An 11,938-nucleotide genomic window follows, 5' to 3' on the forward strand; every position below is an offset into this window, starting at 1 on the left:
CTTGGAGAAGGGAAATCGTTTGAGTGCTGGATTTTCCTTGCCTAGGTTGGTCGAAGAAATTCAACCGCAGGGGACACCAGATGCTCGACACGCCAAAGCAACAGCGAAGACATGCCGTCGCGCCAATCCGCGCCATGCGCGCGGAAGGCGCACGCATTGCCGTCGAGCTGGCGGACGGCCGATCGGCGAAACTCTCGACGCGCTGGCTGCGGCTGGCCTGCGAATGCGAGCAATGCGGCGACACCGCATCGGGCAAGAGGTGGCTGACGCCGGCCGATGTCGACAAGGCAATCCATGCGGAAAGTTTCGATGTCTCCGTGCCGGGGCAGGTCACGGCCATCTGGCAGGACGGGCATGTGTCGCATTACGATCCGACCTTCCTGGCAGGGCATGTCGGCGGCTCGGGTCCGGTCCGTTTCCGGCCGCAACTTTGGAACAACGATCTCACCGCACGGCTCGGCCGCTTCGCTTTCGACGCGGTGGTGGCGGATGACGAAGCGCTGTTCCAGTCGCTCCGGGCGCTAAGGGATCACGGCATCGCTATGCTGACCGGCGTTCCGGCCGAGACGGAAGCAACGGCGCGGGTCGCGGGCCGCTATGGGCCGATCCGCGAGACCAGTTACGGCAAGGTGTTCGACCTGATCTCGCGGCCGGATGCGCGGGTGGCGGGCGAGACGGCGCGGGCGCAGATCCCGCACACGGACGAGCCGTTCCGCTACGCGCCGCCGGGCTTCATCTTCTTCCATGCCATCCGCACGGGCGCCGGCGCCGGCGGTACGTCGCTGATGGTCGACGGCTTTCATGTCGCCGAACGGATGCGGACGCGCACGCCCGACCTGTTCGATCTCTTGACGCGGCACGGCGTTACCTTCCACCGCGAACATGAAGGCGAGGTGTTCTTCAGCGCCGAGGCGCATGTCATCAGCCTCGATGTGGCGGGCGCCGTCACCGGCATCCGCTACAATGATCGCTGCCTGGCGCCGCAATGGGCGCCCCTGGACCGGATCGATGGGTTGATCGAAGCGCTGGCCGAACTGACGCGGCTGATCTGCGATCCCCAGAACCAGTTCCAGCACCAGTTGCAGCCCGGCGAAGTGCTGGTCTTCGACAACCAGCGCGTCCTGCATGGCCGAAGCGCCTTTGATCCAACGCTTGCAGTGCGGCATCTCAGAAGCTGCAACATCGACCGCGACGGCGTGCATAGCGCGTTTCGGTCGCTGGCCAGACGGTTCGCGCCCGAGGAGGCCGAGGCGGTGCTGTATCAGGGGGCGATTTTCTAAGGCGCATTGATATTCAGGTGATGCCGGTCTGCAAACGATTGTTTCCTGCGCTTCCGGTGCTCACGTACCCAAAAGTACGCTTCGCTCCGGTTCTCGGAACCCACCGTTTTCGACTCGGCCTGACCTGAATCTCAACACGCCTTGCAGCGCGCTCCTCTCGACTTGAGATGACTTTTCTTAGTTAAACCACAGCGCGAACGTCAAAAACCCGCCGCCGCCGAACTCTCGTTGGATCTGGTCGAAATCCTCGCTGGTCAGGATCCTGCCGGTCTCGAGATAGGGCGCGATTCCGGGGCCGGTGATCGACAGCACCAGGTCGAAAGGCTTCGGCTCGTCGAAGAAGCGCTTCATGTTGATGCCCTTGCCGGTGATGCGGAAATGCGGCAGCAGCGCCCGGCCTTCGAGCAGGTCCTCGGCCATGGTCAAGGTGGCGAGCCAGGCTTGTACCTGCTCCTCGCCGACTTCGAGGCCGGTGAGCGGGTTCGCGCCCTTCTGTTGTGGGCCGGGCAGCCATTCGCGGTCATTGTCCGTCTCGGCGCGGATCGCCTTCCAGTCCTCGCGCGACAGCCGGATCATTTCGAGCAATTCCTGGCGCGCCGCCTTGCGGCGTTCCGGCTCGACCACCGGCCAGTTGATCATGTGCACCATCGAGATGAAATCGGCGATGCGCCATTCAGAGGAGAAGATGTTCGAGCCCATCTCGCTCGGCGGCGGCACGAGAATGTCCTGCAACGGCAGCCTGGCGCGCGGGAACAGCATGTGGAACGAGCCATCGAAAGTGTTTTTGAAATCATGCGCCAGCCAGAAATCGGCCTGTGCCATCAGGAACTCGGCATAGCCCTGCAGCCAATAGCCATCGGCGCGGTCGAAGCGGAAGGTGAGCGCGGGTGCGCTATCGCCTTGCGAGATACTGCTACGCGACAGCGCGGCCATGATCGCCGCCATGCTCTCATCCGGGGCGATGGTGCCGTCCTCGTTGAGGTCGATGCCGACATGGGTAAGGTCGATGACCATGCCGATATCGGCATCGGCCGGCACCGAGCCCAGCGTGGTGGCGGATTTTTCCAGCCGGTCGCGGAAGGCAACCAGTATGGCGCGGAACTCTTCGTAGGTCAGCGGCTCGGGGTCGGGATTGGGCGGCACGGGCAACTGCATCAGCGGCAGCATGAAGGATTGCGGGCTTTCGAAGCCGTGCCGGTGCAGGCCGCTGGCGAGCAACTCAAGTGCCGTGAAGAATTCGCCGGCGCCGGCGGCATAGGCCGATGCCGGATCTTTCGCCGCGGCGGCCTCCAGCGTCGACAGGGCGCTGTCGCGCGCGGCCACGGTCTTCGCCTCGAACAGCGCGGTTGCCGCGTCGGGCATGGCGGCGCCGGCGGAAGACAAGGGCAAAAGCACAATGAAGGCGGATGTCAGCAGGCTCGAAATTCGGTTCATCTTTCCCCCAAAACATATGTGTCGCGCCGAGCAAATATACACCATTTGTGGCGTCGCGCCCGTCGGTGTCGGTGTGGCCCAGCGGGTCATCGTCGAAGATGTGCGATTGTCGACGGACACGCTTCAACCTGTCCGGCATACCGTCTACACAAGGCAAACGATTGGGCGTCGCGTGTCGAACTATCCGCTTTCCTACAAATTGTCCTGGCTGCCGCGTTTCCTGAAACCGTCACTTGGCGGTGGCGCTGATGGGTTTGCACCGGCGTCGGGAACGCTCATGGAGCCGCTACCCAGACAGACCGTGCGGCTGGCCTTCGTCGGCGACATTTCGGCGGTGGCCAACCGCCGTGCGCCGGACTGCGACCCGGTGATCAAGGCGTTGCTTGGCGGCGCCGACCTTGTGATCGGCAATTGCGAAAGCCCTGTCGTGGACAGGCCGAGCGCGGTGCTGGGCACGAGGCTCGGCACGCACCACGCGATGAACGAGCGGTTTCTGGCCGAGGCGCTCGCCGCGACCGGTCTTGCGCGCGAAAAGCTCGTGCTTTCGCTGGCCAACAATCATGTGCTCGACCAGGGTGTCGCGGGTTTCGACGAGACGGTGGCGGCACTGAAGCGGCTCGGCATCCGCACCATCGGCCTGGCCGCCAATGGCCCGGTGCAGACGGTCAAGGTGGGGCCGCTGGAGGTCGGCCTGGCGGCTTTCACGCTGTGGCGCAATGCAGATGAGAGCCTGTTTGCCGGGCGTGTGTCGATGGGCAGCGATCTGGCCGGCTGGCCGCGCGTCGATCTTCTCTGCGCGGTGCCGCATTGGGACTGGGAGTTCCGGCATTTTCCGCGCGCCGGGACGCGGGCATTGGCCAGGCGCCTGGCCGGGCAGGGCGTCGGGCTGATCGCCGGCCATCATGCGCATGTGGTGCAGCCGGTGGAACGGATCGGCGATGCGATCGTCGCTTACGGGCTCGGCGATTTCCTTGGCACCGCGCTTGCCCGGCAGCCGTGGCCGGGGCGCATTGGCGGGATTTTCGTCGTCGATGTCAGCGCGGAGGAGGGGACGCGTGGTGCTGTAGCGGCTTACCGGATGCATCCGTTCGTGCGGCTGCGGGACCGTGATCACGAGTGGCTGGTGCCGGTGGAGGGGTTGGACGGTGCGATGAGGAGGAAGGTCGAGGGGCGGTTGCGCGCGGTTTTCCCTTCTCCCCTTGTGGGAGAAGGTGGATCGGCGCGATAGCGCCGAGACGGATGAGGGGTGTTCCAGCGGAGTGAGACGTTGGTGTTCCCTGGAACACCCCTCATCCGACCTCACTTCGTGAGGCCACCTTCTCCCACAAGGGGAGAAGGGAAGGTCGCGCTCGTTGCCTACGGCTGGCGACTTTCCCGGAAATGCAGCTATCATGCGATAGTATTGGCAGCGGGGGTGGCGGTGGAAACAGCGGATTTCATGCCTGATGACACTGTCATCGCCGGCATCCGGAAGAACATCGAGGCCTATGAGGCGGCGCGGGCCTCGGCGGTGCGGCAGGTGCGCTGGCGGGTGCCGCTGTTCGTCGGCCTGACATTGGTGGCGGTGGTGGTGATCGCCTGGCTGTTCAACAAGGTCGCCGACCCCAACGAGCAATGGTTCTCGACGCCGCATGTGTTCCTCTATGTCATCGGCTTCGCCGCTTCGATCCTGCTCTACTTCCAGGCCATCAAGCCGGCGACGCGGCTGCAGCAATCGTTCCGCGACACGCTGCTGCCGATCATCTTCGGCTTCATCCGCGAGGTGCGTTACCAGCATGGCGGCAGGCCGAACTCGTTCGACCGGCTGCCGCGCGAGGCGGTCGGGGCTTTCAACCGGCAAGCCTTCGACGATGTCGTTTCCGGCCGCTACGAAGAGTTTCCGTTCGAGCTTTACGAAGCGGAACTGCGGGAAGGGACCGGCAAGGGCTCATCGACCGCCTTCAAGGGCGTCATCGTCGCCTTCGAGGCTGTCGAGCCGTTCCCGGGAATCCTGGTGGCGACGCGGCGCACAAACGCTGTCGTCGGCTTCTTCCGCGGCCTGTTCGGGTCCAAGCTGCAGGAGCTGTCATCGGGGGCCCCCTTGCTCGACGCGGCTTATGAATTCCGCACCGACAATGTCGAGGCGGCACGGCCGCTGGTGACCGGCCGGCTGGCGCAGGCGCTGAAATGGCTGGGCGAGACCTGGCCGGACGATCCGGCCCGCGTCGCGCTCAATGGCAGCGACGGTTTCCTGCTGTTGCCGCAGGCGAAGAACTTCTTCGAGCTGCCCGAGATTTCGGTGCCGCTCGACTACACCAGGCATGTGGCGCCGATGATCTCGGACATGGGCGCCATGCTGGCGACGGCAGCACTAGTGCGCAAGATCGGGGTGAAAGACGAAGCCAGCTAGTCGGCCGTCACGATCAGCAGTCAAATCCGTATTTGCCGCGCATGTAGTCTGCTTCTTCCTTGGGCATTCTCTTGAACATGACACAGACGGTGAAGCTGCCGACCTGCCGTCCGTCCCGGGTGTAGCCCCAATCGGAAACATCGTCTCTGGTGAATTCGATATTCTGGCCGAGGACGACATTGCGAACTTCTTCCGGCTGGTTCGCCAATATGCCGGCAAAGCCGGTCTCGGTGCGGCGGAACGGGATGACCCAGAAGTGCTCGGTGACGTTGCCGTCACGCACCTTGACCTTCAATTTGAACCGCTCGGTGCCGGAGGGAGGCGCTTCGGCCAGGGCGAGGAATTCATCCAGGCCGGCGAGTGCATGCGCGGTCGCCGCCGTCATTTCAGGATCGCCCGGGGCGAAGGTAACCGTCTTGTCATCGCCCGGATCAGCGCCTTGTGCGCCTGCCAATCCCGGCGCAAGCGCCAGCATCAGGGATATGATGGTTCGAACTGCCAGTTTCATGGTGGCCCCCTCGTCGCAGCGTTGGAATGATCCTGCATTTATTTCGAGTTTGCAACCATAGCGAGAGTTTTCCCCTTTTTTGCAGTCCTGGTTGAGCTGATCCGTGAAACAAAACTTGTATCAATGGAAGATCGGCAGGCTGTTGCGTGATGCAATCCGGGGTGGATTGTGGCGGCTGCGTGATGGCCGCGAGGGGGCCGCCGCAATCTGCTAAGCGATTCTTTTCGTGGACGAACGGCGGGCGTCGAGGCCAACGATACGGCTGGAAATCGCGTCGGCCGCATGCAATGTGTCGGAATTAAGCCTATGATTTCCTTTGCTAAAATTCACCGAATGTGATTTGCGGGCGGCAGGCTTTCCGTTTCAGTTTCGGGTCGTCCGGCCCAGTCAAGGCGACCCGGAAAATTGAAACAGCACGGAGTGCTATCGATGAAGAAGACCCTCGCAACCACCGCCGCTCTGCTCGCCTTCCTCGGCACGGCCTATGCCGCGTCCGTCCAGGGCACCATCCAGGCGGTCGATCCGACGACCAAGTCGATCACGCTCGACGACGGCAAGATCTACCAGCTGTCGCCGGAAGCGAAGATCGGCAAATTGAAGGTCGGCGCCAAGGTGGCGGTAACCGTCGATGACAAGACCGGCATGGTGACGTCGATCAAGAAGGCTTCGTAGAGGCTTCTCCCTTCTCCCCGTTCACGGTAGGGCAATCGCATATGAAACTTCTCGAAGGTTTGCCCGGCACGTACCCCCACCCCTAACCCCTCCCCACAAGGGGGAGAGGGACTCTGTAAGCGCTGATTTCAGGAAGTTACCGAGGCTTGATCAGGAAGATGTCAGGGCGCGCGGCAGCGTTCCCTCCCCCTTGTGGGGAGGGTTAGGGTGGGGGTCCCTCTTCGAAAGAATCCATATCTGATAGCCCTGCCGTAAACAGGGAGAGGTGCCAGCAGGCGGATGAGGGCAGCGCAACGTGCGAGACTAGCCCTGTGATATCGCAACATCAGCCGCCCTGTTGCCGAAGTGGCGCCATGGCTCTGCCTGGCGCCCCTATGGTTTTCGCCAAAGAGCCGCGCTATCCCTTGGGCAATGGGGGATCCGCATGGCTGACGAACATAAAGGGTTTCGCCTGTCGCGCCGGCTGGTGCTCGGCGCGGCGGTGGTCGGCGGCGCGGTGCTGTGGGGTGGCACCACCATGGCGCGGCTGGCGCGCGGGCCTTCCGGGCCGAAGAATGCCGGACGCATCGCCGATATCGACGGCATTGCCCTGCCGCTGAAGCCGATCGCCAGTCCGCCAGCCTATGACCCCTCGCTGCCCTGGTCGGCCAGGGGCGGCGATATCAATGATGCCAGCGGCCTGTCGCGGACGCCGGTCTATGGCGTGGTCGAGGTCAGCGAGGAAGATCATATCGCCAAGGCGTTGGCCTTCGCACGCGCCAACGGGCTGAAAGTATCGCTGGCCGCCATCCGTCATTCGATGGGCGGGCATGCCTTCGACGACAACGCCCTGGTGCTAGACCTCAGGAAATTCAACAAGGTCACCGTCGACGCCGCGGCCAGGACCATGACCTTGCAGCCGGGCGCGCGCTGGCATGACATCCAGAACCTGCTGCATCCGCGCTTCGCGGTGAAGGCGATGCAATCGACCGACATCTTTTCGGTCGGTGGCTCGCTGTCGGTCAACGCGCATGGCATGGACCATCAGGCGGGCTCAGTGGCCGGCTCGATCCGCTCCATGCGGGTGATGCTGGCCGATGGGTCGGTGTCCACGTGCTCGCCGAGCGAGAACACGGACCTGTTCCGCCATGTCGTCGGCGGTTACGGCCTGTTCGGCGTGGTGCTGGAGGCGACGCTCGATATCGTCGACAACGCCGTCTACCGCACCTCGCGCGAAATGATCAAATCCGACGATTTCCCGAAATTCTTCGCCGAGGTGCTGGAGCCGAACAAGGATATCGGCCTGTTCTACGGTCACCTGTCGACGGCACCGGGCAATTTCCTCGAGGACATGATCGTCTATCGCTACGACAAGGTGGCCGACCAGCCGCCGGCCGGCCAGCCTGAAATCGGCGAACCGGAGGGCGTCGGACTGAAGCGGGTGATCATCAATCTGGCGAAATGGGGCAGCGTGTTCCAGGAGTTGAAGTGGTTCACCGAAAAGACGCTGGAGCCGAAGTTCGAAAGCTGCACGGTGGCGCGCACCTCCGCCATGGCGCAAGGCGAGGCCTGCTTCGTCACCCGCAACAATCCGATGCACGATTCGGTGCCGTATCTGTTCAACGATCTGGCTGACGAAACCGACATCCTGCACGAATATTTTATTCCACGCGCTGCCTATGTCGGGTTCATCAGCGAAGCGCGTGAGATCCTGCGCAACCAGCAACTGCCGGTGCTCAATGCCTCGGTGCGCATCGTCCACAAGGAGGATGTGGCGCTGACCTACGCGCCGGAGCCCGCCTATTCGCTGGTGCTCTACATCAACCAGCCCACCGATGCCGACGGCAATGCCAGGATGCGGGCGCTGACACGGGCGCTGGTCGATGTGACGATCAAGCATGGCGGGCGCTTCTTCCTGCCCTACCAGCTGCATTACACGGCCAGGGAGTTGCTGGCCTCCTATCCCGAACTGCCGGCCTTCCTGGCGGCGAAGCGGCAACATGACCCTACGGAACTGTTTTCCTCGACCTTCTACCGTGCCATCAAGGCGCTGAGCGGGGTGGCGCAGGAAGCAGTTCCAGGAAAAGTGTGAAGCGCTTCCCTGGGGAACTGCTCAGGAATAGAGCAGGAGAACAATCAATGCGTATGGTATCAGCGGCAGCCCTCACTCTTATCGCGCTGTGCGCTGGACCGGCAGGGGCCGAGGACCTCAAGGCGTTCAGGCTGACCATCGACGGCGTGGCGGTCGATATCGATCCCGGTGAGAGCACGACCATTACGCTGCCAGGCGGCAAGCAGAGCAAGGTGACGCTCGAGCGCAACGACTTTGCCACCTTTTCCGGCGACAGTTTCTCCTTCGTCCATCCAAGCGGCATTTCGGTGACCAAGACCGATCTGGGCGAAAACATCACGCAATATCTGATGGCCTCGGCGCTGGGCACGATCGTCGTGGTGCAGGAATACGGCAAGATGAACCCGGTGTCGCTCAACCAGCTGATGCTGCAGGAGATGACGAGGGAATCGGTGCAGGCCGGTGCGGAGCTGACGCAGCAGCCGACGACGCGCAAGCTTGCCGACGGCAAGGAACTGACCGGCATCCGCGCCGAGGTGAAGACGCGCACCGATACCGCTCATTTCGAGATCGTCGGCTACGGCCTCGCCGATCAGGGGCTCTTGTTCATCACGCGCGTCGCCGGCGAGGATGCGGCCACCGAACAGCCGCTGATCGACAAGTTCTGGGAGAGCCTGAAGCTGAAGATGTAGGGGGCTACAGTCCCGTCGGCACCAGGCCGGCCAGCCAGTTCACCGAGCGTTTGGCCGCGTCGGCGGTCGCGGAAGCCGCGCGGCCGAGATCGGTCTTGACCACGGCATAGCCGTTCTTGGTGCGATAGAGCACGCCGGTTCCGCCATCGACCACCTGTTCATAGGCGACAGGCCGGGCAGCGTCCGCTTCGACCGCCGTCGTCGGCGAGCCGACCGGGACGCTCGGCCGATGGCTCAGTTCCGGCGGCAGCGGGCTTTCTGTCCTGACGACCCTGCTGGCCGGCTTCAGTTCCGGCTGGGATGCAATCGCGGCCAGATGCGAGGACGACGACGAACCCTTGGCGCGGCAGATGCCGGAGACCAGCGGATAGTCGAAGTTGCGCTCGTGCAAGATCTGGCTCTTCATCGCGGCTTCGCATTCGGCGATGGTCGACCATTTGGCGGGCGTCTCGCCGATATATTCGCACAGTTTGGCGTCGCAGTCGCAGCCGACAATGGTCATGGCGACAAGGGCGGTCTTGATCACGGTCTTGTCCCTTCGAGATGCCGCCCGGGCGCCCATTCAGGTGCATGCCGGGCTTTCAGGCGGCTTGCACCCTCCATCGCGCGCGAACAAGGCGGGATTTGGCCGCGATTGTGGAATGAGCATGGCGGCGCGTGTCTATTGGGCTGCCGGCAAGCTCCGTTTGAGAAAATTGGCGATCAGCCGCACCACGTCTTGCGGGCGCTCGACCTGCGGGATGTGGTTGACGCCATCGAGAACGGCCAGCTCGGCATGTGGAAACAGCGAGGCGATCTCCTGGCCCTGTGCGAGGGGCGTGGTCGTGTCATCTCGCCCCCAGATGACGAGAACCGGCGGCATGAAGGCGCGATAATTCGCCCGATTGGCGGCAAGCGATTTCCGCTCGTCATTGTAGAGGCCGCTGAGCAGCCAGTGGCCAACGGCATTGGTGGTGCCCTCGACGTTCAACGGGCGCGTGTAGATCGCAATGCGCTCCGCCGTGACGAGATCGTCATTCTCGATGAACTGGCGCAAACCGAATGCGGTCATGAACGGATTGGTAAAGGTCGAGGCGGTCAGGAGCTGGCGCGGCCAGTCCCTGTCGAGCAGGGAGGCGAACGGCAAGGCCGGCGCCTCGGTCTGGCCGAGGCCAAGCGCCACGTCGAGCAGGATCAGCGCGTCGATGCGATCCGGGGCCGAGAAAGCGGCCTCGATCACACCGCCGCCGCCATAGGAGTGAACACCGACGCTGAAATGGCGAAGGCCGAGCGCGTCGGCGAAGCCGAGGACGCGCTTTGCGTGGGCGGCGCGCGAATAGTCCTGGTTGGCCGGTCTTTCCGAATAGCCGAAGGGCGGCATATCGACCGCGATCACGCGAAAGCCCTGTTCGCCCAGCGGAGCGGCGATATCGCGGTAGGTTTCGGCCCAGGAGACCGTGCCGTGGAACAGAAGCAGCGGTGGCCCTTCCTGCGGGCCCCAGACCTGATAGTGCATCTTCAGCCCGCCGACGGTCGCGAACAAGGCTCCCGGCGGAGCGGCCTCCTGTGGTGACCGCGTTTCGCGCAAGGCCGCGGCGCCGCGAAAGCCGACGGGCGCGACAACGATCAGCACGACCAGCGTGAGGGCGAGCCAGCCGACAATCCGGATCAGTCGACGCATGGCTAAAGCACGTCGCGTTGAAACGGATTCATGCGACGCGCTTTAGATCTTTGTTTTTATGCATGTCGTTCTCCCAAAACCGAGGTCACTTTTGGGCGACATGCATTGGGCTATCGCCTCAGTAGTCGTAGACGTGTTCGAGCCTGGCGCCGGCCTTGATCAGTGACGGCAGCACCAGATGCAGCTTGCGCACGGCAACGACCATGCCGGTGCGGCGCGTCGCGGTGTCGGCCGGCAGCGGATAGCTGAACAGGATGCGCATGCCTTCCGGAACGGCGATCGCGTCGGTCGAGAGCATTGTGACCATGATCTCGTCATTGCCGCCGATCTCGACGAAGGAGACACCCTTGTCGATCAGGCGCGGGATCATGTCGGTGAAGACCTGATAGCGCTTGGTGACGAAGACGGTGCCGTCGGCTCCCATGTCGCGTTCCAGCAAGGTGTCGGGCTCGTTGCGGGTGGCCTCGCCGACCGGTCCCTTGGCCCAGACATGGATGTCGAGGAAGGCCGGGTCAGAGGTCGCGCCGAGCGCCTGCTTTATCAGGTCGGCATAGCCCTGCTTGATGGTGTCGGCGAGACCGAAGGCGAGCTTGCGCTCGCTGGTGCGTACGGAGCTGTCTCCTGGCGCAGGCTGCACGGCAAACAGGCCGGCGCGTTTCTCCCCATAAGGGAATTGGTACCACGGCACCTGGTCGAGAAAGCCTGCGTATTCGGCCGCCACCTTGGCCTGGTAGATGTCGGCGGCGGTGCGCTTGGCCGATGTCGCCTCGGTGATGCGGCCGACCGTGTTCTCATAGGCCCATTGCAATATATGCTCGATCGAGTGGCTGGTGCCGATGATGACCAGCATCTGGTGGTTGGCGTAGTTGAACTTGTAGGGAGAACTGGCGCGGATCACCGTGGCGTAGTCCTGCCAGAAGCGGCCGACATAGGACCAGTAGGGAAAGCCGCTCGGCTGGTCCTTGGCGATGAAGCCGGCATATTCGCGCGCGGCGTAGACGATCGCCCATTCCGGATAGGTGAGGAAAGTCGATTCCTCCGGCCGCTGGTAGCCGGGGATCTCAGCGCGGACCTTGTCGGCCAGCGCCTTGGGTGGCGCGCCATCGGCGATGCCGGGCAGCGGCGTCTTGTCGAGCGACGGGGTCGTCAGGAAGCCGTAGGCGAGCCCCGCGACCGGGATCAGGATGACGATGACGATCAGCCAGAGGATCGTCTTGATGAGGCGCTTCAGCCAGCGGAACACGAACATGGCC

Annotated in this window: 11 protein-coding genes; 6 read left to right on the forward strand and 5 right to left on the reverse strand. The window is 63.4% G+C overall.

Going from position 1 to position 11,938, the window contains the following annotated elements:
• Positions 1-80 precede the first annotated feature (80 nt).
• On the forward strand, positions 81-1,280 hold the full coding sequence (locus AC07UC_RS12525; RefSeq protein WP_494905959.1) for a clavaminate synthase family protein: 1,200 nt from the start codon (positions 81-83) through the stop codon (positions 1,278-1,280).
• A gap of 177 nt (positions 1,281-1,457) precedes the next feature.
• On the opposite strand, the gene AC07UC_RS12530 is transcribed toward AC07UC_RS12525, so the two are convergent.
• Entirely contained in the window at positions 1,458-2,714 is a 1,257-nt protein-coding gene (locus AC07UC_RS12530; RefSeq protein ID WP_494905961.1) for a hypothetical protein, read from the reverse strand.
• A gap of 172 nt (positions 2,715-2,886) precedes the next feature.
• On the opposite strand from AC07UC_RS12530, the gene AC07UC_RS12535 reads away from it, so the two are divergent.
• Complete coding sequence (locus tag AC07UC_RS12535) at positions 2,887-3,942, forward strand: CapA family protein (protein ID WP_494905963.1); 1,056 nt, start codon at positions 2,887-2,889, stop codon at positions 3,940-3,942.
• Positions 3,943-4,152: 210 nt separating this feature from the next.
• Entirely contained in the window at positions 4,153-5,103 is a 951-nt protein-coding gene (locus tag AC07UC_RS12540) for a hypothetical protein (RefSeq protein WP_494905965.1), read from the forward strand.
• A 13-nt stretch (positions 5,104-5,116) separates the two neighbouring features.
• Here the strand turns inward: AC07UC_RS12540 and AC07UC_RS12545 are convergent, their stop codons facing one another.
• Positions 5,117-5,611 (reverse strand): YegJ family protein, encoded by a 495-nt coding sequence (locus AC07UC_RS12545; RefSeq protein WP_494905967.1) that lies wholly within the window; start codon positions 5,609-5,611, stop codon positions 5,117-5,119.
• Between the two features lie 429 nt (positions 5,612-6,040).
• Here AC07UC_RS12545 and AC07UC_RS12550 point away from each other — a divergent pair, with 429 nt between their 5' ends.
• The 3 genes from AC07UC_RS12550 (at position 6,041) to AC07UC_RS12560 (ending at position 9,025) form a co-directional block, all read left to right on the forward strand.
• A complete protein-coding gene (locus tag AC07UC_RS12550) occupies positions 6,041-6,283 on the forward strand; it encodes a DUF1344 domain-containing protein (RefSeq protein ID WP_027047290.1) in 243 nt (80 codons plus the stop codon).
• Between the two features lie 424 nt (positions 6,284-6,707).
• Positions 6,708-8,354 (forward strand): FAD-binding oxidoreductase, encoded by a 1,647-nt coding sequence (locus tag AC07UC_RS12555; protein WP_494905969.1) that lies wholly within the window; start codon positions 6,708-6,710, stop codon positions 8,352-8,354.
• A 47-nt stretch (positions 8,355-8,401) separates the two neighbouring features.
• Positions 8,402-9,025 (forward strand): hypothetical protein, encoded by a 624-nt coding sequence (locus AC07UC_RS12560; protein ID WP_140774713.1) that lies wholly within the window; start codon positions 8,402-8,404, stop codon positions 9,023-9,025.
• Positions 9,026-9,029: 4 nt separating this feature from the next.
• On the opposite strand, the gene AC07UC_RS12565 is transcribed toward AC07UC_RS12560, so the two are convergent.
• The 3 genes from AC07UC_RS12565 to AC07UC_RS12575 form a co-directional block, all read right to left on the reverse strand.
• Positions 9,030-9,551, reverse strand: a complete 522-nt coding sequence (locus AC07UC_RS12565; protein WP_140774712.1) for a hypothetical protein — start codon at positions 9,549-9,551, stop codon at positions 9,030-9,032.
• A gap of 135 nt (positions 9,552-9,686) precedes the next feature.
• On the reverse strand, positions 9,687-10,685 hold the full coding sequence (locus AC07UC_RS12570) for an alpha/beta fold hydrolase (RefSeq protein WP_494905972.1): 999 nt from the start codon (positions 10,683-10,685) through the stop codon (positions 9,687-9,689).
• 118 nt (positions 10,686-10,803) lie between these two features.
• Positions 10,804-11,934, reverse strand: a complete 1,131-nt coding sequence (locus AC07UC_RS12575; RefSeq protein ID WP_494905974.1) for a hypothetical protein — start codon at positions 11,932-11,934, stop codon at positions 10,804-10,806.
• Positions 11,935-11,938: the final 4 nt, after the last annotated feature.

The organism is Mesorhizobium sp. GW821-FHT04C10 (assembly GCF_059420305.1).